23 protein-coding genes are annotated in these 25791 nt (G+C 72.2%); 10 read left to right on the top strand and 13 right to left on the bottom strand.

Annotated features, from left to right (window positions below; all coding sequences use genetic code 11):
- Positions 1 to 3: 3 nt before the first annotated feature.
- The 6 genes from VH969_RS00565 to VH969_RS00540 all read right to left on the bottom strand — a co-directional run bounded on the left by VH969_RS00565 (position 4) and on the right by VH969_RS00540 (position 7303).
- The gene (locus VH969_RS00565; protein ID WP_331968507.1) at positions 4 to 2439 is read right to left on the bottom strand and encodes an AAA family ATPase; all 2436 of its coding nucleotides are present in this window, start codon (positions 2437 to 2439) and stop codon (positions 4 to 6) included.
- Between the two features lie 2 nt (positions 2440 to 2441).
- Positions 2442 to 3596, bottom strand: a complete 1155-nt coding sequence (locus VH969_RS00560; protein WP_331968505.1) for an exonuclease SbcCD subunit D — start codon at positions 3594 to 3596, stop codon at positions 2442 to 2444.
- Positions 3597 to 3618: 22 nt separating this feature from the next.
- Positions 3619 to 5397 carry an ATP-binding protein gene (locus VH969_RS00555; protein ID WP_331968502.1) on the bottom strand — a complete coding sequence of 593 codons (1779 nt, stop codon included), beginning with the start codon at positions 5395 to 5397 and terminating at the stop codon, positions 3619 to 3621.
- 106 nt (positions 5398 to 5503) lie between these two features.
- The gene (locus VH969_RS00550) at positions 5504 to 5779 is read right to left on the bottom strand and encodes a DUF2277 domain-containing protein (protein ID WP_331968499.1); all 276 of its coding nucleotides are present in this window, start codon (positions 5777 to 5779) and stop codon (positions 5504 to 5506) included.
- Between the two features lie 21 nt (positions 5780 to 5800).
- Entirely contained in the window at positions 5801 to 6019 is a 219-nt protein-coding gene (locus tag VH969_RS00545; protein WP_331968496.1) for a hypothetical protein, read from the bottom strand.
- Positions 6020 to 6235: 216 nt separating this feature from the next.
- Positions 6236 to 7303, bottom strand: a complete 1068-nt coding sequence (locus tag VH969_RS00540) for a carboxylate-amine ligase (RefSeq protein ID WP_331968493.1) — start codon at positions 7301 to 7303, stop codon at positions 6236 to 6238.
- A gap of 178 nt (positions 7304 to 7481) precedes the next feature.
- Between VH969_RS00540 and VH969_RS00535 the strand changes: the two genes are divergently transcribed.
- A complete protein-coding gene (locus VH969_RS00535) occupies positions 7482 to 8315 on the top strand; it encodes an SGNH/GDSL hydrolase family protein (RefSeq protein WP_331968490.1) in 834 nt (277 codons plus the stop codon).
- Here VH969_RS00535 and VH969_RS00530 read toward each other — a convergent pair.
- Entirely contained in the window at positions 8277 to 9752 is a 1476-nt protein-coding gene (locus VH969_RS00530) for a phospholipase D-like domain-containing protein (RefSeq protein ID WP_331968487.1), read from the bottom strand. The genes VH969_RS00535 and VH969_RS00530 overlap by 39 nt on opposite strands.
- 152 nt (positions 9753 to 9904) lie before the next feature.
- Between VH969_RS00530 and VH969_RS00525 the strand changes: the two genes are divergently transcribed.
- The 6 genes from VH969_RS00525 (at position 9905) to VH969_RS00500 (ending at position 18898) form a co-directional block, all read left to right on the top strand.
- On the top strand, positions 9905 to 10291 hold the full coding sequence (locus VH969_RS00525) for a hypothetical protein (RefSeq protein ID WP_331968484.1): 387 nt from the start codon (positions 9905 to 9907) through the stop codon (positions 10289 to 10291).
- A gap of 11 nt (positions 10292 to 10302) precedes the next feature.
- The gene (malQ, locus tag VH969_RS00520; RefSeq protein WP_331968482.1) at positions 10303 to 12300 is read left to right on the top strand and encodes a 4-alpha-glucanotransferase; all 1998 of its coding nucleotides are present in this window, start codon (positions 10303 to 10305) and stop codon (positions 12298 to 12300) included.
- Positions 12301 to 12377: 77 nt separating this feature from the next.
- Complete coding sequence (gene glgX / locus VH969_RS00515; protein WP_331968478.1) at positions 12378 to 14564, top strand: glycogen debranching protein GlgX; 2187 nt, start codon at positions 12378 to 12380, stop codon at positions 14562 to 14564.
- A complete protein-coding gene (gene treY / locus VH969_RS00510) occupies positions 14561 to 16801 on the top strand; it encodes a malto-oligosyltrehalose synthase (RefSeq protein WP_331968475.1) in 2241 nt (746 codons plus the stop codon). The genes glgX and treY overlap by 4 nt, the downstream gene beginning before the upstream one ends.
- On the top strand, positions 16798 to 18510 hold the full coding sequence (gene treZ / locus VH969_RS00505; RefSeq protein ID WP_331968472.1) for a malto-oligosyltrehalose trehalohydrolase: 1713 nt from the start codon (positions 16798 to 16800) through the stop codon (positions 18508 to 18510). Before treY ends, treZ begins: the two co-directional genes overlap by 4 nt.
- A 163-nt stretch (positions 18511 to 18673) precedes the next feature.
- A complete protein-coding gene (locus tag VH969_RS00500; protein ID WP_331968469.1) occupies positions 18674 to 18898 on the top strand; it encodes a DUF2630 family protein in 225 nt (74 codons plus the stop codon).
- 19 nt (positions 18899 to 18917) lie between these two features.
- Here VH969_RS00500 and VH969_RS00495 read toward each other — a convergent pair whose 3' ends face one another.
- Positions 18918 to 19727, bottom strand: a complete 810-nt coding sequence (locus VH969_RS00495) for an endonuclease/exonuclease/phosphatase family protein (RefSeq protein WP_331968465.1) — start codon at positions 19725 to 19727, stop codon at positions 18918 to 18920.
- A 107-nt stretch (positions 19728 to 19834) separates the two neighbouring features.
- On the opposite strand from VH969_RS00495, the gene VH969_RS00490 reads away from it, so the two are divergent.
- A complete protein-coding gene (locus tag VH969_RS00490) occupies positions 19835 to 20506 on the top strand; it encodes an NAD(P)H-binding protein (RefSeq protein WP_331968462.1) in 672 nt (223 codons plus the stop codon).
- On the opposite strand, the gene VH969_RS00485 is transcribed toward VH969_RS00490, so the two are convergent.
- The gene (locus VH969_RS00485; RefSeq protein ID WP_331968459.1) at positions 20487 to 21581 is read right to left on the bottom strand and encodes an FUSC family protein; all 1095 of its coding nucleotides are present in this window, start codon (positions 21579 to 21581) and stop codon (positions 20487 to 20489) included. The genes VH969_RS00490 and VH969_RS00485 overlap by 20 nt on opposite strands.
- Before the next feature lie 111 nt (positions 21582 to 21692).
- Here VH969_RS00485 and VH969_RS00480 point away from each other — a divergent pair, with 111 nt between their 5' ends.
- Positions 21693 to 22208: a hypothetical protein gene (locus tag VH969_RS00480; RefSeq protein ID WP_331968456.1), complete on the top strand. Its 516-nt coding sequence runs from the start codon at positions 21693 to 21695 to the stop codon at positions 22206 to 22208.
- A gap of 6 nt (positions 22209 to 22214) precedes the next feature.
- On the opposite strand, the gene VH969_RS00475 is transcribed toward VH969_RS00480, so the two are convergent.
- On the bottom strand, positions 22215 to 22823 hold the full coding sequence (locus tag VH969_RS00475) for a UdgX family uracil-DNA binding protein (protein WP_331968453.1): 609 nt from the start codon (positions 22821 to 22823) through the stop codon (positions 22215 to 22217).
- Between the two features lie 100 nt (positions 22824 to 22923).
- Here VH969_RS00475 and VH969_RS00470 point away from each other — a divergent pair, with 100 nt between their 5' ends.
- Complete coding sequence (locus VH969_RS00470; protein ID WP_331968450.1) at positions 22924 to 23091, top strand: hypothetical protein; 168 nt, start codon at positions 22924 to 22926, stop codon at positions 23089 to 23091.
- Between the two features lie 152 nt (positions 23092 to 23243).
- Here VH969_RS00470 and VH969_RS00465 read toward each other — a convergent pair whose 3' ends face one another.
- The 3 genes from VH969_RS00465 to VH969_RS00455 are packed head-to-tail and all read right to left on the bottom strand — an operon-like array spanning position 23244 to position 25677.
- Positions 23244 to 23618, bottom strand: a complete 375-nt coding sequence (locus VH969_RS00465) for a DUF1304 domain-containing protein (protein WP_331968577.1) — start codon at positions 23616 to 23618, stop codon at positions 23244 to 23246.
- Positions 23619 to 23639: 21 nt separating this feature from the next.
- A complete protein-coding gene (locus VH969_RS00460) occupies positions 23640 to 23966 on the bottom strand; it encodes a hypothetical protein (protein WP_331968447.1) in 327 nt (108 codons plus the stop codon).
- Positions 23967 to 23976: 10 nt separating this feature from the next.
- Positions 23977 to 25677 carry a sodium:solute symporter family protein gene (locus VH969_RS00455; RefSeq protein ID WP_331968444.1) on the bottom strand — a complete coding sequence of 567 codons (1701 nt, stop codon included), beginning with the start codon at positions 25675 to 25677 and terminating at the stop codon, positions 23977 to 23979.
- Between the last annotated feature and the right edge of the window lie 114 nt (positions 25678 to 25791).

The following is a 25791-nucleotide window of genomic DNA, read 5'->3' as shown; positions in this document are numbered from 1 at the left end:
CCATCACACCTCGACCCGGCGAAGCCGCGACGACGCGCCGTCCCGGGTGACCGCGAACTGCACCGGCACCCGTTCGGCCAGCGCCGGCACATGCGTCACGATGCCCACCATCCGTTCGGTCTCGGCGGCGAGCCGCTCCAGCGTGGCGGCCACGGTGTCCAGAGTGGACTCGTCCAGCGTGCCGAAGCCCTCGTCGAGGAACATGGAGTTCAGGTCCCGCTTGCCGCCGGACAGGCCGACGACCTGGTGTGACAGCGCGAGCGCGAGGGCCAGCGACGCCTGGAACGTCTCCCCGCCGGACAGGGTGTTCACCGGCCGCTGCGCGCCGGCGTCGTTGTGGTCGACCACGACCAGCTCGTTGCGCTCGGCCCGGTGCAGCTCGTACTGCCCGCCGGAGAGCTGCAGCAGTATCTCCGAGGCCTCGGTGACGAGCGAGTCGAGTGCCTCGGCGCACAGCCACGCCTCGAACCCGTTGGACTTCAGCAGGTTGCCGAGCTCCTTGGCGACCTGCTGCTCCTCCTTGTGCTTCGAGACCTCCGTGGCGAGGGACCGCGACTTGTCCCGCCGCTCGATCCGGTCGGCGAGCTCGGCCCTGGCCCGCTCGACCTGACCGGCGAGCACGACATCCGGCTTGCCGTTGTCGGGCAGCGCCACGCCGTGCTTGTCCAGCAGGCCCGTCAGCTCCGCCCGCGCGGCGGTGCCCTTCGCGCGCAGCTCCCCCTCGGCGGCCGCCAGCTCCTCGGCCCGGTCCTCGAGCTCCGCACGCCGGTCTCTGGCCCACGCGAGCAGCGCGTCCCACGCGGCGGCGAGGTCGGTGCCGTCCACGGCGGGCACGCCGAGCGCCACGAAGCTGTCGCGGCTGGCCCGCAGCGACGACCACGCCCGTTTCTCCTCCTCGCCCAGGGCGGCCCGGGCGCGCTGGGCCTGCTCGACGGCGTTCCGCGCGGCTCGGGCGGCGACCCGGGCGCGCTCGGCCGCGGCGTCGGCGGTCTCGCGCTCGGCGAGCCGCTCGTCGACCTCGCCGGCGGCCGGTGCGTCGCGCAGCTCGGCGGCGAGCTCGGTCGCCTGCTTCTGCGCGGACGTGACGTCGGCCCGCGCCGCGGCGGCCGCCTTGCTCGCGTCCGCGTGCGCGCGGCGGGCCGCGGTGAGCCGCGACCTGGCCTGCTTGACGGCCTCGCGGGCGGCGTCGAGGTCGGCCGGCACCTCGTGATGGGGCAGGTCGTGGACCTGCTGGCGGCACACCGGGCACGGCTCGCCGGCGACGAGGTCGGCCGCGAGCGCGACCGCGCGGTGCTCGCGGTCGGTGTCCCGCTGGGCGGTCTCCGCCTCGGCGAGCGCGGTCTCCGCGGCGGCGAGCTCGTCGGCGGCCTTCTGATCGTCGGCCTCGGCCCGCTCGGCCGTCGTGCGCAGCCGCTCGAGCCGGCCGGTCAGCGTCGCCGACCGGGTGTGCGCGTCGCGCCAGCGCTGCAGGTCCGCGGCGGCTGGGAGCCCGGTACACGCCTTGTCGGCCGCCTGCTCGGCCGCCTCGGCCTCGGTCCGCTCGGCCGCCCGCTTGCCGACCAGCTCGTCGGCGAGCGCGAGCCGGGTGGACAGGTCGGTGACGTCGCCCGGCCTGCGCAGCGCGGCGAGCGTGGTGACCTGCTCGCGTACGGTGGCGGCCGCGGCGTTCGCCTCCGTCCACTTCGTACGCAGCGCGGCCATCTCCTCGACCGCGGTGTCCACAGTGGACACCAGGCCCTCGAGGTCGGCCACCCGCCGGGTCGCGGCGGCGATCACGTCGTCGGTGACCGTGCCCAGCTCGGCGAGCCGCTGCTCGGCCATCTCCAGCCGGCCGGCCGCGACCTTGGCGCGCTCGCGGGCGCGCTGGCCGACGTCCTCGTAGACGGCGTAGGCGAGCAGCGCGATCAGCAGGTCCTGCCGGTCGGACGGCTTGGCCTGCAGGAACTCCGCGAACCGGCCCTGCGGCAGCACCACGCACTGGGTGAACTGCTCGTAGCCGATGCCGAGCAGCCCGGCCACCGCGCCGGTGACCTTGTCGCCCTCGGCGCGCGACTCGGCGACCGCCTCGAGGATCTTGGTCAGGTCCGCGTCGGCGGGCACGCTGTCGTCGAGGCGGTCGAGGCGCGCCTCCTTGGTCTGCACGTTGCCCTGCGCGGTGCGGCGCAGCAGCCGCACGGCCGCGTACCGCCCGCCGGCCGCCTCGAAGACGAGGCAGACCTTGCCCTCGTTGACCGACGGCGCGAGCGCGTTGCGGATGACGTTCCCCTTGCCCCAGCGGGGCACCGTGCCGTAGAGGGCGAAGCACAGCGCGTCGATGACCGTCGACTTGCCGGCGCCGGTCGGCCCGGTCAGCACGAAGAAGTCCACATCGGACAGCTGGATGTCGGTGCGGTCCCGGTAGCTGCCGAAGCCCTCGAACATCAGGCGCAGCGGGCGCATCGCTACCGTCCTCCCGTCGAGTCTTCGAGCAGCTCGGCGAACATCGCGCCGAGCCGGGGGTCGTCGATCTCCCGTTCGGCGAGGAAGTCGGCGAACAGGTCCGTCGGCGTGCGGCCGATCCGCGAGCGGGTCACCGTGGTCTCCGCGCGGGCGCGGTACTTCTCGTCGATCTGCACGTCGAGCGTGTTCGGCAGCTTCTCGCGCACCCGGTCGGCGAGGCCCGCGGCCGCCTTCTGGGTGAGCACGACCCGCAGGAACGCGTCCCCGGCCTCCGCCCCCGCGGCGACGACCTCGTCGAGCGTGCCGCGCAGCGTGCGCAGCGCGCGCCCGCCGGTCAGCGGCACGGGACGGATCTGCGCGCGGCTGTCCGGGGTGGCGTGCACGATGAGCGCCACGGGCTCGTTGGCCTCCTCGCCGAAGTCCAGCGCGATCGGCGAGCCGGAGTACGCGATCGGGCACGGGCCGTCGATCTGCTGGTAGCGGTGCAGGTGCCCGAGCGCGGCGTAGTGCGTGCTGGGCGGGAAGGTGTCCGGCGGTACCTCGTAGCCGAGCAGCTGCACCGCCCGCTCGCCGCCACCCCAGCGGCCGCCGAGCAGCGTGGCGTGGGTGGTGACGAGGTTGACGCTGTCGCCGGTGAACCCGCGGCAGAGCAGCTCGACGATGCCGCGGACCTTGTTCGCGTAGTCCTGGTTGTGCTGCGACTGGTCGTGCAGCAGCGCCTCGGCAGCGCGCACGGCGAATCGGTGCGACAGGAACGGCAAAGCGGCGACTACCGCGCGCTCGCCGCCGCGAGTGTCGAGGGTGACCGTGCCACCGCGGTCCGGGCGCTGCGGCGTGCCGACCACGTGTATGCCCAGTTCGCCGAGCACCGGCCGGTAGACGTCCTGGACGAGCCGCGAGCTGTCGTGGTTGCCGGCGAGCGCGACCACGTGGCGGCCTTCCGCGCGCAGGGCCATGAGGGTGCGCATCACCAGGCTCTGCGCCTGCGGGTTGGGTGCCGCCGTCTCGAACAGGTCGCCGGCGACGACGACGAGGTCGACGTCCTCCTCGTTCGCGATGCGGACGATGTCGCGCAGGACCAGCTTCTGCTCGTCGATGCGTGGCTGGTTCTTCAGCACCTTGCCCACGTGCCAGTCGGCGGTGTGCAGGATCTTCATGGGCGGTGGTCTCTCCCGGCGGTCAGAACGGGGGCGGGTCGTCGTCCAGGCCCCCGAAGGGGTCGGCGGGCGCGGCCGGGCCGGTGTCCACTCCCGTCCACGCGCCCTTCTCCGCGGGCCGGGTGGCCCACGCGGGGAACGGGAACTCGATCGCGAGCGGCACCGGGATGTCCGGCTGCGACACGAACATCGTGCCGGGCTTGGCGATCGTTGCGCGCTGGCGCTGCGCGGGTGGCAGGTAGCCGTACTCGGGGCGGGACGCCTCGGCCGGGTCGAGCCGGCCGGCCACGCGGATCGAGCAGTTCGCCACGATCCGCCGCTCGACCTCGCTCGCGGTCTGCTGAGCGCCGATGAGGATCACGCCGAGGGAGCGGCCGCGCTCGGCGACGTCGAGCAGGATCTGCTTGATGGGACTGTCACCGTCGCGGGGCGCGTACTTGTTGAGCTCGTCGAGGACGATGAACATCAGCGGCCGCGCGGTGCCCTGCTCCTCCTTGCGGCGGAACTCCTGGCGCAGCGACACGCCGACGACGAACCGCTGCGCACGGTCGGGCAGGTTGTGCAGGTCGACGACCGTCACCTGGGCCTCGCCGGTGGTGAGGGAGCGGTTGCCGCGGTCCTTGAGGTCGGCCCGGATGATCGTCGACAGGGCGCGGACCGCGGAGCGCAGCCGCCGCAGGAAGGCGTTGACGCTGCCGGTCGAGGTGCTGCCGGCGACCCAGTCGCGGCGGGTGTCCTCGTCGAGCAGCTCGTCCTCGATGAGCCCGACCAGCTGCTCGAAGCTGCGCAGCTGCCCGCCGCGGCCGGGGTCGACGCCGGTGATCTGCACGGCGCCGTCCGCGCCGACCTTCTGGTGGTCGCGCCGCAGCCGTGCCGCGACCTGGCCGATGAGCATCGTGTACTGGCTGCGCTCGTCCTCGCCGTCGGCGAACACGAACGGCATGAGCTCCTGCTCGCAGAACTCGGCGAGGGTCCAGTAGAAGGGGCTGACGGCCTTGTCGCGGGCCCGGACGTCCGGGGTGCCGCTCGGGTCGCCGGGGCGCGGCGGGGCGAAGACCTGGACGTTGCGGAACGAGCTCGCCGGCAGCCCGAGCAGGCCGTACTTCGCGCGCTGGGCGTCGGTGAGGCGGGAGTTGGCGTAGTCGAGGAAGAGCAGGTCCTCGCCCTTGACGCTGAAGATCAGCGCCTTGGTGTTGTGCGCCTCGCCGGCCAGCACCCCGGAGTTGAACATCGAGTGGAGCAGGAACGTGGCGAAGCTGGTCTTGGTCGCGATGCCGGACACGCCGGAGATGGAGACGTGGCCGCCGCGCGTGCCGTCGACGAAGTCGAAGTTGAGGAACACGGGCTGGCCGTCGCGGCCGAGGCCGACCGGCACCTTGGCATCGGCCATCGTGTCGAAGTAGAGGGCGGTCGCGCGCTCGTCGCCGGTGGCCCTGGCCACGGCCGTGCCCGGCCGGGGCGGCACGTAGACCTCGGGCTCCACGCGCGTGACGGTGACCTCGGCGACCTCGCTGACCTCGGCCGGCAGCGCGCCCTGCTCGATGAGGAAGACGTCGGAGGCGAAGCGGGCGCCCTCGTGCCCGGCCTCGACGTTGGTGACCACGCCGGCGATCTGCACGTCGGTGCCGTCCGGGAGCTTGCGCCTCGTCACGACCACGTCGTCGAGCTGCAGGAACTGGTCGGCGGCCACGCCGACGGAGAACTCGAGGGGGCTCGCGGCCACGGTGCCGACGACCAGGCCGACCGGCTGCTGCCCGGCAGCGGCGACGGCCCCGTTGGTCGACGGGTTCGGCTCGGCCACGCACGCTCCTCGGTCGGTTGGGCAGGCGGGGCCCGCAGTCTATGTCCGCCGGCCGACGAGTCCGGGGATCCCCGGGCCCGGCACGTCGCGGGCCCGGGGAGTCCGGTCAGCGCGCGTTCTTCGCCGCGAGCCGCGCCCGCACCTGCGGGCGGCGCAGGGGCGGAAGGGTCGCCGGCGGTTGCTTGCGCGGCGGGAGCTCGGCGAGGAGCTGGGTCGTCGCCTTCGCGACCGCGGCGACCGCGGCCTCGAACGGGTCACGGGTGTTGTCCGACAGCGTCTGGACCCCGCTCACCTTGCGCACGTACTGGCGCGCGGCCGCCTCGATCTCCTCGGGCGTCGCGGCCGGCTCGAGGCCTCGCAGGGCGGTGATGTTTCGGCACATGACGCCGAGCGTAGGTGAAACTCAGGCGGGCGGGACGAACGCCGGCACCCAGCCGGGGTCCTCGTCGTCCCCGCACACCGGGCACGGCACCTCGACCATCCCACCGGGCATCTTGTCCACCCACACCGTGCCGCTCGCGGGCAGCACCATCGGCCGGATCACGCCCTCGTCGCTGCGGTACTGGGTGACCTGACGGCATCCGTGGCAGACCGTCCGGACCGTCGTCGACACGTCGTCCACCGGCGCAGCCTACGACTCCGCCGCCGGCTCCGGGTCGCCGCCACCGGCCGACCGGCCGCCGTCCACCGGAAGCGTGACCCCGTCACGAGCGTGGCGGACAGCGGGACGCGACCGCGTCGGCCACGATCGCCGCCCCAACGCCGCGCCCACCTCTGGTCACCGCGTACGACCTCACCGCAGGCTCACCGCAGGCTCACCGCAGGTCTCACCGCGGTCTTACCGCAGTGCCAGCTCGTCCACCACGTCCCGCAGTTTGCCGCGCCGCTCGAACACCGCCCGCTGCAGGTCGGCACCGCTCCCGGCCTCCCGCAACGTCGCGAGCCCGGCCTCGGCGAACGGCACGTCCGGTCCAAGCGCCGGGCGCAGCAAGATGAGCAGGTCGGCCAGCTGGTCGTGGATCCCGGCGAGCTCACCGGTCAGCGGGTGCAGGCTCTCCCCGCCCAGGCCCGCGTGCGACGCGCACCAGAGGTTCGCCCGCAGCACCGCGTGCGGCAGCCGCGGCGCGGACACGCCGTCGGAGACCTGCCCGATGGCGAACGCGACGAGCCCGCGCACGAGGACCGCGAGCAGCGCCGCCTGCTCGGCCCGGGCAGCGACGTCCGCGACGCGGAACTCCAGCGTCGGCTGGTGTTCGGAGAGGCGGACGTCCCAGTAGACCATCCCCTTGTCCAGGATCGCGGTCGAGCGCAGCATCGCGTCCACAGTGGACTCGTATTCGTCCAGTGACGCGAACATCGGCGGCGGGCCGGCCGACGGCCAGCGCGACCACGCCTGGTACCGCCAGCTCGCATAGCCGGTGTCCAGGCCGTCGAAGGGCGAGTTCGCGGTCACCGCGAGCAGGGCCGGCAACCACGGCCGCACGTGGTTGATCACCTGCACGCCCAGCTCCCGGTCCGGCATCGCGACGTGCACGTGGCAGCCGCAGGTCGAACCGGCCCGGGCCGTCGCGCCGAAGTGCTGGGCCATGCGCAGGTACCGCGGCTTGGGCGTGATCGCCGGGCGGTCGTCCTCCGGCAGCACCGGGCATCCGCTCGGCAGGAGCCGCAAACCCCGTTCGCGGGCGGACGACGCCAGCGAGGCACGCAGTCCGGTGAGCTGGTCGAGCACCTCGTCGGGCGTCCGGCAGACCTCGGTCGCCGACTCGACCTGGCACAACGTCAGCTCGGTCTCGATCTCGCCCGGGGACTCGCCCACCGCACGGGCCACCTCCGGCCCGCGGCCGGAGAGCTGCCCGTCGGCGTCCACCAGCAGGAACTCCTCCTCGACACCAACCGTGAGCGCCACGTGCACCAGATACCCCACGACCTCGCAAAGGAAACGCTGACAGAAAGTCGCAAATCTGGCTAGAAGTGCGAAAGTTTCCACCGAATCGGCGGATTGTTCGACTCCACACCGAAACCGCACGCTGAATGACGTCCGGCCCCTGCTCCCGGACGTTCCGCAAACCGTGTGGAGGCAGCCCATGCGACTCGTCCGACCGACCCTGCTCGCCGCCGTCACCGCGGCACTCGCCGCCGTCGTGGCCCTGGTGGGAATCCCCGCCCAGGCCGCCGCCGGCCCCTACACCGCGCTCGGCGACTCGTACTCCTCCGGCGTCGGCACCCGCAACTACTACCCCGACTCCGGCTCCTGCTACCGCTCGCCCCAGGCCTACCCGGTGCTCGTCGCCCAGCGCCTCGGCGCGCCGCTCACGTTCGCCGCCTGCTCGGGCGCCCGCGTGCCCGACGTGCTGAACCAGCTCGGCAGCCTCAACGCGAGCACCGCCTACGTCACCGTGTCGGTCGGCGGCAACGACGCCGGCTTCGCCGACGTGATCACGCAGTGCGCCAAGCCGTGGCCGTGGACCTGCACGAACGAGATCAACAACGCGAACAGCTTCATCCGCAACACGCTGCCCGGCCTGCTCGACAACCTCTACACGCAGATCCACAACCGCGCGCCCAACGCGCGGGTCGCGGTCGTCGGCTACCCGCGGCTGTTCAACGGCGAGGAGTGCAACGCGCTCGCCCGCATCAGCCCCGGGGAACAGGCCTCGCTGAACCAGACCGCCGACCTGCTCGCGACGACGACCAGCGCCCGGGCCGGCGCGCACGGCTTCGGCTTCGTGGACGTGCGCTCGGTGTTCACCGGCCACGCGGTGTGCGACGACGCGGAGTGGATCAACGGCCTGTCGAACCCGATCCTCGAGTCCTACCACCCGAAGGCCGTCGGCCACTCCTCCGGCTACGCGCCGGCCGTGCAGAGCAGGCTGAGCTCGCTAGCCGTCCACCAGCAGGCCCCGCAACGGTCCCTGTAACCGGCCGGCGCGGCGGGAGACGCCGGGCAGCAGCGTGAGCCGGTGGGTGGGCGGGTGCCCGTTCGCCTCCCGCTCGGCCTGGTGCTCGGCGGTCGGCCGCCAGAGCCGGTCGATCACCTCGGCCGGGTCGCCGTCGACGTCCTCGCGCGGGCGCTGCAGGTGCTCGGCCCACAGCCGCAGCCGGGTGTGCCTGATCAGCTCGCGGTCGTCGGTGGCGATGTTGACCTCGGTGTCGTTGAACAGCGAGTGCTCGTTGAGGTTCGCCGAGCCGATCGTCATCCAGGCGTCGTCGACGATGCCGACCTTCGCGTGCACGTAGACCGGTGCGGTGTCCTCGACCGCCGGGTCGTCGTGGTGCGCGTTGATCGTGGTCGCCAGCAACAGTTTCTGGCCCGTCGGGTCGACCGCGTCCGCGGCGAGCATGCGGCCGAGCTGGCCGCGCGTGGTGTCCGCGCCGTTGGACGGCTTGCGCGGCAGCACGAGGACCACGCGGAACCGCGGGTCCGGCGGGTCGCACAGCTTGTCCATCAGCACCTCGACGATCTCGGGTGACCAGAGGAACTGGTTCTCCAGGTACACCAGCCGCTTCGCCGAGCGCAGCGCGCGCAGGTACCCGTCGAGGATCGTGAACTCGCCGCGCGGCGCGAAGTCGTACGTCCCGTCCGGGATCGTGCGCAGGAGCTGGACGTTGGTGTCCCCGGCCGGCTTCGGCGGTACCGGCTCGGGCAGGTCCTCTTGCGCCACCTCGCGCCAGCGGCGGCGGAAGTGGTCGGCGACGTCGGCCACGATCGGGCCGCGCAGGCGGGTCACGACGTCGTGCCAGCCCAGCGGACGGTCCGGCGGGTGCTCGATGCTGTCGTGCCGGTCGCCCTCGAGCGCGGTGAAGTCCATGCCCCCGACGAACGCGGTCTCGTCGTCGACGATCACGAGCTTCTCGTGGTGGCAATGCATCGTGCGCTCGCGGGAGTCGAGCACGCAGCGCACCTTCGAGTCGCGCGTGAACGCCTCGTGCGCGGACTTCACCAGCCCCCGGGTCGGCTGGAAAACCGGCAGCGGCGGACCGGCCCACAGCAGCAGCCGGACCGGGACCCGCTCGGCCGTCGACGCGAGCAGCTCGCGCAGGGTCGGCGAGCCGGGGTCGCGGGTCAGCCGGAAGTCCGGGCTCGCGTGCCAGTTCGCGATGTGCACGCTCTTGCGGGCGCCCTGGATGGCCGCCTGGACGACCGGCAGCGCGTCCTCGCCGTCGACGAGCACCTCCACGGAGTTGCCGGTCCGCAGCGGGGCGCGCACGCCCAAGGGATTGTCGCTGCGCTCCCCCAGCACCTCGCGCCAGCCGAGCTTGCCCAGCCGGCGCGTGTGGTGCGCGCACAGGACGGTTTCGATGCCGTCGCCGATTCGTTCGTCAACCTTGTCGATGATCGTTCCGAGCGGGCTCACGGCTCTATGTCACTACAGATCTCTCTTGATCGCTTAACATGGTGATTTCCGTCCCTGGGCTGGGATTTCCGGGTTTGAAATGCAAGGATCTGGGTACGAGCCGGCGGCGGGCGCCGGCCGGCCCTGCGATAGCCCAGTGCGGGAGGGCCACGGTGGCCAAGCAGAAACTGTCCGTGAACGTTCGTGAGGAGCTGAGAGCCGGGATCCCGGCCCCGATGCTCCGATCCCGTCCCACTCCTCGCCCGGCACCGACGCCCGGTGAGCGCCTGCGGGCCGCGGTCGACGCCGCACTCGCCGAACTGTCCTCGACCACCTCCCCCGACGACCCGACCCGGCACAAGCTCGACGACCTTCTGGTCGGCGGCCTGGCGTGGAGCGCGGCGACCGGGGACACCTGCCGCATCGAGCCCGCGGTGCACGACGTGCGCACCGCACGCGTCCGGCTCGATGCCGACGACCCGGCCGGCGCACGGACGGCTCTGCTCGCCGCCCGTGAAGGCCTCGGCCGCTCGCTGCCGAGCCAGCGCGAGTCGCGCTGACCCGGTCCCATATGGATGCTGAGCTCCGCGCGCTCGCCGCCGCGCACGGTGTCGCCACGTGGTACGAGGACACCGAACGCCGCCGGATCGACGTCGCCGACGATGTCGTGGTCGCGGTACTCGCCCAGCTCGGCGTCGACGCCAGCACGCCCGCGACCGTCAGCGCGCAGCTGTCCGACGCCATCGCGGAGCACGGCCGCGCGACCGTGCCCGACCCGATCGTGGTCCGGGCCGGCGAGACGCCTGCCGTCGGCGTGCCCGGCGAGCTGCACCTGGAGGACGGCACGACCCGGCCGGTGCGCCACGAGCTGCCGGGCGACCTGCCGCTGGGCTGGCACGACCTCGTCGTCGGCGACCGCCGGACGAGCGTGGTGGTCACCCCGCACACGCTGCCGCCGGTGCCGCCGGCCTGGGGTTGGATGGTGCAGCTGTACGCGCTGCACTCGGCCGGCTCGTGGGGCATCGGCGACCTGGCCGACCTGCGGACGCTGGTCGGCGGCTCGGCACGGCTCGGCGCCGGCGCGGTGCTGGTCAACCCGGTCCAGGCGATCACGCCGGTCCAGCCCGTGCAGCGCTCGCCGTACTCGCCGTCCAGTCGCCGCTTCGCGAACCCGCTGTACCTGCGGGTCACCGACACCGAGGCGTTCCGCCGGGCGTCGCCCGAGGTGCGCGCGGAGGTCGAGGCGCTCGCCCCGCCCCCCGGGGCCGGACTGATCGACTACGACGCGGTGTGGCGGGCCAAGCTCGCCGCGCTCGAGCTGCTCTGGCGCCGCTCGCCGCCGCTGCCGCCCCCGCCGGACGACGCGGACCTGCGCGACTTCGCGACGTTCTGCACGCTGGCCGAGCAGCACGGCGCGGACTGGCGGAAGTGGCCGGCCGAGCTCCGCCACCCGCGCGGCGCGGCGGTCGAGGAGGCGCGGCGGGACAACCCCCGCATCGCGTTCCACTCGTGGCTGCAACGGCTGTGCGCCGAGCAGCTGGCCGGCGTGCGGGCCGCGGCCGGGGGCATGCCGGTCGGGATCGTGCACGACCTGCCGGTCGGCGTGGACCCGGCGGGTGCGGACGCGTGGGCGCTGCAGGACGTGCTCGCCCCGGAGGTCACCGTCGGCGCGCCGCCGGACGCGTTCAGCCAGCAGGGGCAGGACTGGAACCTGCCTCCCTGGCGCCCGGATAGGCTCGCCGCCGCCGGGTACCTCCCCTTCCGTGATGTCATCCGCAGCGTGCTCGCCCACGCCGACGGGATCCGGGTCGACCACGTCATGGGGCTCTGGCGGCTGTGGTGGATCCCGCCGGGCCGGCCGGCGAGTGAGGGCACCTATGTCCACTACGACGCGAGCGCGCTGCTCGGCGTGCTCGCGCTGGAGGCGCACCGGGCGTCGGCGATCGTGGTCGGCGAGGACCTCGGCACCGTGTCCGACGAAGTGCGCTCGACGCTGCGGGAGCGCGGCGTGCTGAGCTCGGCCGTCCTGTGGTTCCAGCGCGACGAGCACTCGCCGGGCGAGCCGCTGCTCGCGCCCGCGCGGTGGCCGGCCGCCGCGATGGCGAGCATCTCCACCCACGATCTGCCCACCGCCGCGGGTTTCCTGCGTGGCGAGCACGTCACGGTCCGCGCCGACCTCGGACAGCTCGCGGACCCCGACGCCGAGCGGGCGAAGGCGGCCGCCGACCGCGAGGAGCTCCTCGCCGAGCTGGCCGCACACGATCTGCTCCCGGACGACCCGAGCGACGAGAACCTCGTCGTCGCCCTGCACCGGCTGCTCGCGACGGCGGCCAGCACGCTGCTGCTGACCTCCCCGCAGGACGCGGTCGGCGAGACGCGTCAGCCCAACCTGCCCGGCACCATCGACGAGTACCCCAACTGGCGTATCCCACTTCCGGTGTCGGTGGACGAGTTGCTGGAACACCCGGTAGTGCTGCGCGCGATCTCCGCCCTGCGCGACGCACGACCGATGACGCAGGCCGAACCCGGATCGGCTGAATCCGACGAGAAGCCGCTCAGGAAGCGGTAGCTCTGTCGGTGCCCCCGTTTACCGTCTGACAAAAGAGATCGAGACCCGATCACCTTCGACCCCACCGAGGAGACCGCGTGCAGGCCTGGCCAGGTTCCCCCTACCCGCTCGGCGCCACCTACGACGGCGCCGGCACCAACTTCGCGCTGTTCTCCGAGGCGGCGCAGCGGGTCGAGCTGTGCCTGTTCGACGCGGCCGGCAACGAGACCCGGGTCCGGCTGCCCGAGGTCGACGGCTTCGTGTGGCACGGCTACCTGCCGGGCATCGGGCCCGGCCAGCAGTACGGCTACCGCGTGCACGGCCCGTACGAGCCGGCGGCCGGGCTGCGGCACAACCCCAACAAGCTGCTGCTCGACCCGTACGCCAAGGCGGTCAGCGGCGCGGTGGACTGGGACGAGTCGGTGTTCGGCTACCGGTTCGGCAAGCCCGAGGAACGCAACGACGCCGACTCCGCCCCGCACACGATCAAGGGCGTGGTGGTCAACCCGTTCTTCGACTGGGCCAACGACAGGCCGCCGAACACGCCGTACAACGAGACGATCGTCTACGAGGCGCACGTGCGCGGCCTCACGATCGCCCACCCGGAGATCCCCGAGGAGCTGCGTGGCACCTACTCCGGCCTCGCGCACCCCGTCATGATCGACTACCTGGTCGACCTCGGCGTCACCGCGGTCGAGCTGATGCCCGTGCACCAGTTCCTGCACGACCACGGGCTGCTCGAACGCGGCCTGCGCAACTACTGGGGCTACAACACGATCGCCTACCTCGCCCCGCACGACGGCTACGCGGTCGGGCACGGGCAGCCGAACACCATGGCCGGCAGCCAGGTGCAGGAGTTCAAGGCGATGGTCCGCGCGCTGCACGAGGCGGGCATCGAGGTCATCCTCGACGTCGTCTACAACCACACCGCGGAGGGCAACCACCTCGGCCCGACGCTGTCCATGCGCGGCATCGACAACGACAGCTACTACCGCCTCGTCGACGACGACCGGCGGTACTACATGGACTACACGGGCACCGGCAACTCGCTCAACGTGCGCAGCCCGCACACCCTGCAGCTGATCATGGACTCGCTGCGGTACTGGGTCACCGAGATGCGCGTCGACGGGTTCCGCTTCGACCTCGCCGCGACGCTGGCCCGCGAGTTCTACGACGTCGACCGGCTCGCCACGTTCTTCGACCTGGTGCAGCAGGACCCCGTGATCAGCCAGGTGAAGCTGATCGCCGAACCGTGGGACGTCGGGCCCGGCGGTTACCAGGTCGGTAACTTCCCTCCACTGTGGACGGAGTGGAACGGCAAGTACCGGGACACGGTACGCGACTTCTGGCGCGGCGAGCCCGCCACGCTGGGCGAGTTCGCCTCCCGCATCACCGGCTCGTCGGACCTCTACCAGGACGACGGCCGGCGCCCGTACGCCTCGATCAACTTCGTCACCGCACACGACGGCTTCACGCTGCGCGACCTGGTGTCCTACAACCAGAAGCACAACGAGGCCAACGGCGAGGACAATCGCGACGGCGCCGACGACAACCGGTCGTGGAACTGCGGCGCGGAGGGCCCGACGGACGACGAGAAGATCAACGACCTGCGCGCGCGGCAGCAGCGGAACATGCTCTCGACCCTGCTGCTGTCCCAGGGGGTGCCGATGCTGCTGCACGGTGACGAGTTCGGCCGGACCCAGCAGGGCAACAACAACGGCTACTGCCAGGACAACGAGCTGTCGTGGGTCGACTGGTCGCTGACCGAGCGCAACGTCGACCTCCTGGAGTTCACCCGCGCGGTCATCGAGATGCGGCACAACCACCCGGTGTTCCGGCGCCGCCGGTTCTTCGCGGGCCGGCCCATCCGCCGGGGCGACGGGGTGCAGGACATCGCGTGGTTCACCCCGGCCGGCGACGAGATGTCCGAACAGGACTGGGAGTCCGGCTTCGGCCGCTCGGTCATGGTGTTCCTCAACGGCGACGGCATCCCCGACCTGGACCGCCGCGGCGAGCGCGTACGCGACGACTCGTTCCTGCTGTGCTTCAACGCGCACGACGACGACATCGAGATGACCATGCCACAGGCGAGCTACGGCACCGAGTGGAGCACGGTGCTCGACACCGCCACGGGCGAGGTGTTCGCCGAGTCCGGCGGCGGCGCGGTCGTCGGCGTGGTGGCGGGCGACCGCCCGAGCGAGCCTCGCATCGTGGCCGCGACCGGCACGGTCACGGCCACCGCCCGCTCGCTGCTCGTCCTGCAGCGCACCGGGACACCGGCGTGAACGTCCCCAGCTCCACCTACCGGATCCAGGTCCGGCCGGGCTTCGACCTGCTCGACAGCGCCTCGCTGATTCCCTACCTCGAACGCCTCGGGGTCGGCGCCGTCTACACCTCGCCGCTGCTCGCCGCGGCACCCGGTTCGACCCACGGCTACGACGTGGTCGACCCGACGCGGGCCAGCCCCGAGCTCGGCGGCGAGGAGGGCCGGCAGCGGCTGGTGGCCGCCGTGCGGAAGGCCGGCCTCGGGCTGGTCGTGGACCTGGTGCCCAACCACATGTCGGTCGCCGTCCCGCGCGTGAACCCGTGGTGGTGGGACGTGCTGACCCACGGGCGGGAGTCGCGGTACGCGTCCTACTTCGACATCGACTTCGCGCGCGGACCGATCCTGCTGCCGGTCCTCGGTGACGAGGGCGCGCTGGAGATCCGCGACGGCGTGCTCGCGTACTTCGAGCACGAGTTCCCCATCGCGCCGGGCACCGAAGGCGGCACGCCGGACGAGGTCCACGAGCGGCAGCACTACCGGCTCGTGCACTGGAAACGCGGCAACGCCGAGCTGACCTACCGCCGCTTCTTCGACGTCACGTCGCTGGCCGCGGTGCGCGTGGAGGACCCGGCGGTGTTCGAGGCCACGCACGCGGAGGTGCTGCGCTGGGCCGCCGCCGGCGAGCTGGACGGGCTGCGCATCGACCACCCGGACGGGCTCGCCGACCCGGGCGCGTACTTCCGGCTGCTGCGGTCGCGAACGGACGGCTGGCTCGTGGTGGAGAAGATCCTCGCGGCGGGCGAGTCGCTCCCGGCGTCCTGGCCCGTGGACGGCACGACCGGGTACGACGCGCTGCGCGAGGTGTGCGGCGTGTTCGTCGACCCGGCCGGCGAACCGGTGCTGACCGCGCTGGCCGCCACGCCGGACTTCCACGTCGAGGAGACCCGCAGCCGCCGGCTGATCACCGAGCGCTCGCTCGTGGCCGAGATGCGGCGGATCGCGGCGCTGGTCCCGGGCACGCCGGTGGACGCGGTCGCCGAGCTGATGATCGCGTTCCCCGTCTACCGCTCCTACCTGCCGGAGGGCCTCGCGCACTGGCAGGCCGCGGTCGACCGGGCGCGCGCGGTCCGGCCGGACCTCGCGGATGCGCTGTCCACACTGGACCGGGCGGTGCGCAAGGATCCGCGCGGCGAGCTCGCCACCCGCATCCAGCAGACCTCCGGCATGGTGGTCGCCAAGGGTGACGAGGACACCGCGTTCTACCGCTTCCCGCGCCTCACCGCGCTGAACGAGGTCGGCGGCGCGCCGGACCGGTTCGGCGTCAGCCCGGCGGAGTTCCACGCGGGCGCCGCCACGCGCGACGCGGGCTGGCCGGCGGGCATGACCACGCTGTCCACTCACGACACCAAGCGGTCGGACGACGTACGCGCCCGGATCGCGGTGCTGGCCGAGCTGGCCCCGGAGTTCGCCACCGCGGTCCGCCGCTGGTCCGCGCGCCGCCCGCTGCCCGAGCCGACGATCGAGCTGCTCGCGTGGCAGACGCTGGTGGGCGCGTGGCCGGTCACGCCGGAGCGGCTGGCCGCGTACCTCGACAAGGCGGCCAAGGAGGCGAAGCTGCGCACGTCGTGGGTGGACCACGACGAGGAGTTCGAGCGGGCCGTGCACGGATGGCCGGCCGAGGTGCTGGGCGACGACGAGCTGGCCGCGGACGTGGCGGCGTTCGTCGAGCGGGTGCGGCCGCCGGGATGGTCGAACGCGCTGGGCCAGAAGCTGCTGCAGCTCGCCGGGCCGGGCGTGCCGGACGTGTACCAGGGCAGCGAGCTGTGGGACCTGTCGCTGGTCGACCCGGACAACCGCCGGCCGGTCGACTACGCGCGGCGGACGGAGTTGCTGACCCGCCTGGAGGAGGGCTTGCTCCCGGAGGTCGACGACACCGGGGCGGCGAAGCTGCACGTGGTCCGCACGACGCTGCGCCTGCGGCGCGAGCGCCCCGGTCTCTTCACCGGCTATCGCCCGCTCACCGCCGACGGCCCGGCGGCCGACCACGCGTTGGCGTTCGCCCGCACCGGCGTCGTCGCGGTGGCCACCCGCCTGCCGGTGTCCCTCGAGCGCACCGGCTGGCAGGACACGATCCTCGCGCTCCCGCCGGGCACGTGGACCGATCACCTCACCCGCAGACGCGTCGCGGAGCCCGTGCCCCTGGCCGAGCTGCTCGACCGCTACCCGGTCGCCCTGCTCGTCCGGGAGGAGCCGTGACCCCCTTCGCCGTGTGGGCCCCGCACCGCGACCGCGTCCGCCTCGTCGCCGACGGCACCACGCACGACATGACGCGTGACGACCGCGGCTGGTGGCACGCCGATGCCGCCGGAGAGGTCAGCGACTACGCCTATCTCCTCGACGACGAGGACACACCGCTGCCCGACCCGCGCTCGTCCTGGCTGCCCAGCGGCGTACACGGTCCGTCGCGGCGGTACGACCACGGCGCGTTCGCCTGGACCGACCAGGCCTGGACCGGCCGGCCGCTCGCCGGCTCGGTGATCTACGAGCTGCACATCGGCACGTTCACCCCTGAGGGCACGTTCGACGCGGCGCTCGCGCGCCTCGATCACCTCGTCGACCTGGGCGTCGACTTCGTGGAGGTGTTGCCGGTCAACGCGTTCGACGGGACCGCGGGCTGGGGTTACGACGGCGTCGCGTGGGGTGCGGTGCACGAGCCGTACGGCGGGCCGGACGCGTTCAAGCGGTTCGTCGACGCGTGCCATGCGCGCGGCCTGGGCGTGCTGCTCGACGTGGTCTACAACCACCTCGGCCCGTCGGGCGCGTACCTCGACCGGTTCGGGCCGTACTTCGCCGGACGTACGATCTGGGGTCCCGCGCTGAACCTTGACGGCCCCGACTCCGACGAGGTCCGGCGGTACGTGCTCGACAACGCGCTCGGCTGGCTGCGCGACTTCCACCTCGACGGGCTGCGGCTCGATGCCGTGCACGCGCTGGTCGACAAGGGCGCGACCCACCTTCTGGAGGCGATGGCCGCCGAGGTCGACGCGCTCGCCGCCGGCCTGCGCCGCCCGCTGCACCTCATCGCCGAGTCCGACCTCAACGACCCGAAGCTGGTCACCACGCGCGACGCGGGCGGCTACGGCCTGGCGGCGCAGTGGTGCGACGACCTGCACCACGCACTGCACGTGACGCTGACCGGCGAGACCGACGGCTACTACCACGACTTCGCCGCGCCCGGCGCGCTGCCGACGACGCTGCGGCGGGCGTTCTTCCACGCGGGCACGTGGTCGTCGTTCCGCGGCCGCACGCACGGCCGCCCGATCGACCCGCACCGCCACTCCGGCCATCGGTTCCTGATCTACCTGCAGAACCACGACCAGATCGGCAACCGCGCGCAGGGCGACCGGATGACCGCGACGATCTCGCCGGCCCGCATGCTGTGCGGTGCGGCGATCGTGCTGTGCTCGCCGTACACGCCGATGATCTTCATGGGCGAGGAGTGGGCGGCGAGCACGCCGTGGCAGTTCTTCGCGTCGTTCGAGGACCTCGAGCTGGCAGCGGCCGTCCGCGATGGCCGGCGCGAGGAGTTCGCCGAACACGGCTGGGGCGAGTCCGAGGTCCCCGACCCCATGTCCCCCGAGACCGTGCGCGCCTCGACACTGCGCTGGGCCGAGCTGTCCGAACCGTCCCATCGGGAGGTCTACGAGACCTACCGCGCGCTGATCGCCCTGCGCCGCACACATCCCGAGCTGGCCGACCCCCGGCTGGACCACTTCGCGGTCGACACCGGCGACTCCTGGCTGGTGCTGCACCGCGCCGAGCGCCGGGTCCTGGTCAACCTCGGCACGACGGAGGCCAAGATCCTCCTGGACCGCCGGCCGACGGCGGTCCTTCTGTCCTCGGCCGAGCCCGACGTGACCGGCACCCACGTGCGGCTGCCGCCCGAGTCGTTCGCGGTGGTCTGATGATGAGCGGGCAACGGCACTCGATGGATGGTCCTGCAAGACCCGGGAGGCAACGAGTTCTGCCTCGGCAGACGTCCGCCGGCCCTGGCTCGTGGGCGTCGGCACGTGCACGGGCCGTCGCCCGGGCGATCTGCGAGCATGGGATCGAGGAAAGGGGTCGCGCATGGACGACAAGCAGCTCTCGTCCCGTATCGGAGAGCTCATCGACGAGGAGCACCGGCTCGAGCGTGGCGGGGAGCCCGACCCACAGCGGCTGAAGGACCTCGAGGTCGAGCTCGACAGGTGCTGGGACCTCCTCCGCCAGCGGCGGGCCCGCCGCGCGGCAGGCGAGAACCCCGACGACGCCGAGGTCAGGCCGACGAACGTGGTGGAGGGCTACCTTCAGTAAGACCCGGCCGGGCCCGTTGTCAACCGCTGATCGCCACGTCGAGTGGCTCGAGGTCGGCGACGAGTCCGAAGTGGTCACTGCCCCACGCGCCGTCGACCGGCTCGTCGAACGTCCGCGCGCAGTGCTGGACCGTCATTGTCGGGCCACGCCGGCCGCAGCGGACGAACAGGTAGTCGATCCGGCGGTCGAGCTCGGTCTGCCACTCGGCCGCGATCACCGGGCACTCCGTGATCGAGAAGGTGGGCCCCGGCTCGGCGCCGTGCGTCAGCTCCCAGACGTCGCGGTAGGCGACGCTGACCCCGTGCAGCGACTGCAGGCCGCGCCAGAACCGGATGCTCGCCGCGTCCGGCATCGCGTCGAAGTCCCCGCCGAGGAGGACGTGCTGGCCGGTTCGCTCGACGATCTCCTCGACGGCCCGCGCGGTGGTCGTCGCCTGCACCTCGCGCTCGTACTCCACCGGGGTGGGCCAGGACGGCTTGTGGTTGACCACGAGCAGCGGCACCTCGCGGTCCGGCCACCGCACGTCCACGACGAGCGCGCTGGCGGGGAAGTCCGCCGTGCGTTCGTTGACCTGTAGGTCGATCCCGCGGGCCGGACCGAACGGCCAGCGACTGGCGATCGAGATGCCGGACCCGTCGGGCTCGCGGATCTTGTGGTGGACGATCTCGTACTCGTCGCCGAGCAGGTCCGTGGGCTGGTCGTAGTCGTCGGTGACGATCGCCTCCTGGAACAGCACGATGTCGGGATCCAGCTTGCGCAGCCCCGTCACCAGCGCGGGCCTGCGGTCCGGCCAGTCCTGCTGCCGTCCCAACAGGTTCTGGGTCGCCACTCGCATACCGTGCGTGTTTCCCCGCAGCTGCCTTGGCAAAACCCGTCCGGCGCCGCGAGCACGAGGGCGGCGACCTCGGGGAGCGGCCTCGTACTACTGTCGCGCGGATGAAGGTGCTGGTGTTCGGCGCGACCGGCATGGTCGGCCAAGGTGTGGTGCGGGAATGCCTGCTCGCGGGCGACGTGGAGTCGGTCGTCGCGATCGGGCGCAGCTCCGCCGGGATCGATGACCCGAAGTTCCACGAGGTGCTCCGTCAGGACCTGTTCGACCTGTCCGGCGTCGCCGAGCTGTCCGGTGTGGACGCATGCTTCTTCTGCCTCGGCGTGCCGTCCGCGGGCATGAAGGAGGCGGACTACACGCGCGTCACGTACGAGCTGACCATGTCGGTGGCCGGGGCCGTCGCCGCGGTGAATCCGGCCGCGACGTTCGTGTACGTGTCAGGGCAGGGCGCGGACAGCACGGAGCGGGGCCGTGTCATGTGGGCACGGGTGCGCGGGCGTACCGAGAACGCGCTGCTGGCGACCTCGCTCAAGGCGTACGTCCTGCGGCCGGGCTACATCCAGCCGCGGCACGGCGCGCGGTCGAAGGTCACGCTGTACCGGACGATCTACCGGGTCACCTCGCTGCTCTACCCGCTGCTGCGGCTGGTGGCGGGCAGCCACATCACGACCACGGAGGTCGTCGGCCGGGCGATGCTCGCGCTGGCCCGCGGCGCCGACCCGGGAAAGCGGATCCTGGGCAGCCCGGAGATGAACGCGCTCAGCTCTCGGGATGGTTGATCGCGGGCAGCAGCGCGCGGGCCTCGTCGTGCCGCAGGCCGGTGGCCTGGAGCAGGTCGACGGTCATCGACCGCAGCTGGGCCGCGACCACCTGCGTGGAGAAGCCGCTGTGTGACAGCAGCTCGGTGTCGACTGTGGACCCGGCCGCGCGCAGCGCCGCCCGCGCGTCGGCCGGCGACGCTTCGAGCGACGCCGCGAGCACCTCGCTCGCGGCGGCCAGCTTGCGCAGGCCGGCGGTCAGGCCGGGCGACCCGGGCTCGTCGTCGACGAGCGCACCGTGCGTACGCCGCAGCAGCACGCGGCAGTTGCGCAGCGCGTGGTCGAGCGGCTCGGCGGCGTCCACGTAGGACCTCAGCAGGTGACGCTGGCGGCGGTGCAGCGGCGAGATGACGAGGATCTCCCGCGCGGTGCGCAGCGCGTCGCGGTAGTCGTCGATGGGTTGCTGGGTGCGGATGCGACGCAGCGCGTCCGCGGCGAGCCGGGCGTCGCGGCGCTCGAACGCGTCGGCGGCACTGTTCAGCGCGACGGTGAGCTCGTTGACCAATTGGTCGGCGTGCCGGCGCGCCATCCCCGGCGGGTTGCCAGGCAGTACCGCGATCGCCGCGATGCCGAGCACGCCGCCGATGAGCGCGTCGAGCATCCGGTCGACGCCTGCGGTGCCGCCGGGTGGGAGCAGCGTCGCGACGAGGATCGCGGACGACCCGGCCTGCAGCACGATGAGCGGCCCGCCGCCGAGCAGCACGGCGGCGGTCATCGCGAGCGCGAGCACGAGGGCGAGCTGCCAGAACCCGGTCCCGATGATCGAGACGAGCAGGTCCCCGACCCCGATCCCCACGCTCACCCCGACGACCAGCTCGACGACCCGCCGCAGCCGCTGCTGCCCCAGCCCGACCCCGATGCAGATGATCACCGCGATGGGCGCGAAGAACGGCCGGGGGTGGCCGAAAACCTCGGACGCGACCAGCCACGCCAGGCCTGCCGCGACCGCGCACTGCAGGATCGGCAGCCCCATCCGGCGCAGCGCCAACCGCCGCCGCCGCATGGCGGCGCGTATCCGGACCGCACTCAACCGCACACGCGCAGGCTAACGCCGCCGGGCCGGCCGCAGTATCGGCGCGCTCCGGTTTGCCGGTACCCGCACGGGGAATCCCGTACTGGACAAAGCTGTCGAGACTTGCGAGGAACCATGCGTTACGAGCAGGACCCCGACCGAACCCGGCTCGATCCCTACCCCGCCGCCGAGCCCCCGCTGCCGCGGGATCCCGCAGCGTCCCGGATGCCCGAACCGCCGCCGGTCTCCGCGCGCCGCACCAGCGGCCCGTACGAGGACGAGATCGTCGAGGAGGAGGGCGTCGCCAACCCGGACTACCGGCGGATCCGGACGGTCAACATCGTCTGCACGGCCATCACGGTCATCTGCGCGCTGTTCGCCGTCGTGCTCGGCGTGCACATCGTGCTGGTGCTGGGCAACGCGAACATGAGTAACGGCTTCGCCTCCTTTGTGGACGGCTGGGCTTCGGGCATCACGCTGGGCCTGACCGGGCTGTTCACCCCGGGCAACGCGAAGCTCGCCACGCTGTTGAACGAGGGCCTCGCCGCGATCCTGTGGCTGGTCATCGGTGGCGTGCTCACCTACCTCATCCGCCGCATGGCCATGCCCGGCCCGCGCCGGATGCAGCGTTACCGCCGCGTCGTCCGCTGACCGGCACTAGCGCAGCGCCTTCGCCGCGACCGCGAGGTCGGCCACCAGCCCCTGGTAGGCCGCCTCGCGGTCGTCGGAGCGCAGTATCGAGGACGGATGGACGGTCGCCAGCACGCGCTGGTCCCGCTCGCCCATCGGCAGGACCTTGCCGCGCTCCTTCGTGACCCGGAAGTCCTGCCCCAGCAACGCCTTCGCGGCGACCGCACCGAGCGCGACCACGAGCTCCGGACCGACCCGGTCCAGCTCGGCGTCGAGCCACGGACGGCACGCCACGATCTCCGTACGCGAAGGCGTCTTGTGGATGCGCCGTTTGCCCCGCTCGACGAACTTGAAGTGCTTCACGGCGTTCGTCACGTACGTGGTCGAGCGGTCGAGGCCGGCGTCGTCGAACGCCCGGTCCAGCAGGCGACCGGCCGGTCCCACGAAGGGCTCACCCTGGCGGTCCTCCTGGTCGCCCGGCACCTCGCCGACGACCACTACCCGCGCGTCGGCCGGTCCGGCCCCGAACACCGTCTGCGTCGCGTTCTTGTACAGCTCGCACCCCCGGCAGGAGGCGGCCGCGGTACGCAACTTGCCCAGGCCCGCGCGTGCGGGCACGAACTCCTCGGCACCCATGCTGATCGGCTACCCGCCGCTGACCTCGCCAAACTCGGCGGGGTTTCGCCGATTGGACGGTTGGGTAGCCGCAGACCACACGCGAATGGAGGTAGCGCCCATGCACCGTGAGAGCGACACACACGGCCCCCGGCAGGACGACAACCTCAAGCACGAGCTGGACGGCATGCTGCACGCCAACCGGCCGAGCCGGGCGGAGGAATGGCGAGAGCCGGAGCTGCCCCCGGACGAGGATCACCGTTGGGAGGACACCCGTCCGCAAGGTTGACCGTGCGTCCGGACGGGTACGCCAACAGTCACGGCCGCGCCGCGCCCGGGAGCGCGCGTGTCCCAGATCCCGCGAGTTGAACGACCAGCTGGCGGGATCGCCTCCTTCCCTCGGCGGTCAGTCCCCCGGGCTGACCGCCGGGGGCACCAGCCTCACGAGTGCGCGAACAGCACGAGTCCTAATGCGACCGCCCCCGGCAGCGCCTGCACGAGCAGGATGCGCCGGTTCGCGGTAGCCGCGCCGTAGAGGCCGGCCACGATCACGCAGGCCAGGAAGAACACCGTGACCGGGAAGCCGACGCTGGCGTCCGGGCCGCCCGCGACGAGCCCGAAGACCAGGCCCGCGGCGAGGAACCCGTTGTAGAGCCCCTGGTTCGCCGCGAGCACGGCGCTGGACTCGGCCACCTCCTCGGTGGTGCCGAAGATCGCGCGCACTCGCGGCGTGCGCCACAGGAACATCTCGAGGACCAGGAAGTACACGTGTACGAGGGCCACCAGGCCCACCACGACCGACGCGGCAACGTCCAAGGCGGCGTCCAACCCGACCTCCTACTCGGCGGGCTCGTCGCCCCCCTCCTCGGGCACCCGCAGCGGGCGCACCCACGTCCACAGTGCGAACAGCACCGCGGCGATCAGCATGCCCAGCCCGGCCCACAGGTTGATGTTCACCCCGGCAGCCCGGTCGATCTCGTCGTCGGTCGTGAACCCGAGGCCGAGCACGATGAGGACCAGACCGTACACGCCGAGCAGCAGGGCGATGACGAGGCGGATGTCGAACGCGCCCGCACGTCGCGTGCGGCGCGGCGTCTCGTGCGGTGTCCCCCCAGGTGTCCCGCCTGGTGTCCCGGCCGGTGTCTCGGGTGGCGTCGAGGTCATCTCACCCTCCCTAGAAGATGATGTTCAGCACGATCGTGAGGACCAGGGCGATGCCCGCGAGCAGCGTCGGGTTGCGGTACCACCCGGCGTCCTCGCCGGTGCGCGACGGCGTCCGGTCCGCCTTCGGTGTCAGCGAGTACACCAACCCGGACAGCTGCTCGGCCGGCTTCGGCGCCGTCCGGTACGTGACCGCGACGCTGACCGCGATGTCCACCACGAACGCCGCGCCCGCACCGACGAACGCGCCGCCCTGACCGGGTAGCGTCCACACGCCGGACTCGGTCAGGATGAACACGATGATCGCGGCCAGCGTGCCGCTGACCAGGCCGGTCCAGCCGGCCGCCGCGGTCATCCGGCGCCAGAACAGGCCGAGGATGAACGTGGCGAACAACGGCGCGTTGAAGAACGAGAACAGCTGCTGCAGGTAGTCCATCAGGTTCGTGTACGAGGACGCGATGAACGCGGTGCCGATGGCGAGCACGGTCGCGATCACGGTGACTATGCGGCCGAACCGCAGGTAGTAGTCGTCCGGCCGGTCCTTGCGTACGTATGTCTGCCAGATGTCGTAGGTGAAGACTGTGTTGAACGAGCTCAGGTTCGCGGCCATGCCGGCCATGAACGACGCGAGCAGGCCGGTGATCGCGATGCCGAGCATGCCGTTGGGCAACAGATCGCGCATCAGCAGCAGGAGCGCGTTGTTGAACGTCGCACCGCTCGGCGCCGCACCGCCCGACATCAGCGCTTCCTTGTTCTCCCCGGCGAACTCGGCGACCGCGACACCGGCGATCATGCCGGGGATGATCACGATGAACGGGACGAACATCTTCGGGAACGCGCCGATGATCGGCGTGCGCATCGCGGCCGACATGCTCTTGGCCGCCATGGCGCGCTGCACCTCGACGAAGTTCGTCGTCCAGTAGCCGAACGAGAGGACGAAGCCGAGCCCGAACACCAGGCCGATCACCGAGAGGAAGTCGTTGTCGAAGCCGGTGAGCTGGTTGCCGGGCCAGCTGGTCGCCTGCTCGGCGCCGCCCGGGCCGCCCGAGACCTTGTCGACGAGCCCCTGCCAGCCGCCGACCTTGTACAGGCCGACGATCGTGAGCGGCAGCAGCGCGGCCACGATCACCATGAACTGCAGGACCTCGTTGTAGATCGCGGCGGACAGCCCGCCCAGCGCGGTGTAGGTGAGCACGATCGCGGCGGCGACGATGACCGACACCCAGATCGGCCAGCCGAGCAACAGGTTCACGACGCTGGCGAGGAGGAAGAGGTTCGCGCCGGCGATGAGCACCTGGGCGGTGGCGAAGCTGATGCCGTTGACGAGGTGGGTGGCGGGACCGAAGCGGCGCAGCATGAACTCGGGGACGCTGCGGACCTTGGAGCCGTAGTAGAACGGCATCATCACGACGCCGAGGAAGAGCATGGCCGGGACCGCGCCGACCCAGAAGTAGTGAGCCGTGGGCATGCCGTACTCCGCACCGTTGGCGGACATGCCCATGACCTCGATGGCGCCGAGGTTGGCGGAGATGAAGGCGAGCCCGGTGACCCACGCCGGCAGCGAGCGGCCGGAGAGGAAGAAGTCCAGGCTCGTCGACACCCGCCTTCTCGCGAGGTACCCGATGCCGATGACCAGCGCGAAGTAGAGCGCCAGCAGGACGTAGTCCACCGCGTTGGCATCGAGCCGCAGGTTTGCATCAGCCAGCACAGTCAACTCGGGCACCTCCTCCGGTCGATGTGTCCGGATCAAGCAAACACCAGCCAGGTGCGCTTCGCGCGGCGAACGATCGTCCACACACGACTGCACCGGCCGTAACCGGACGCCGCG

The sequence above is a fragment of the Actinophytocola sp. genome, from assembly GCF_036555685.1.
Taxonomy (GTDB): Bacteria; Actinomycetota; Actinomycetes; order Mycobacteriales; family Pseudonocardiaceae; genus Actinophytocola.
The sequence above is the reverse complement of the archived record's forward strand: the minus strand, read 5'-3'. Positions and strand labels throughout refer to the sequence as shown.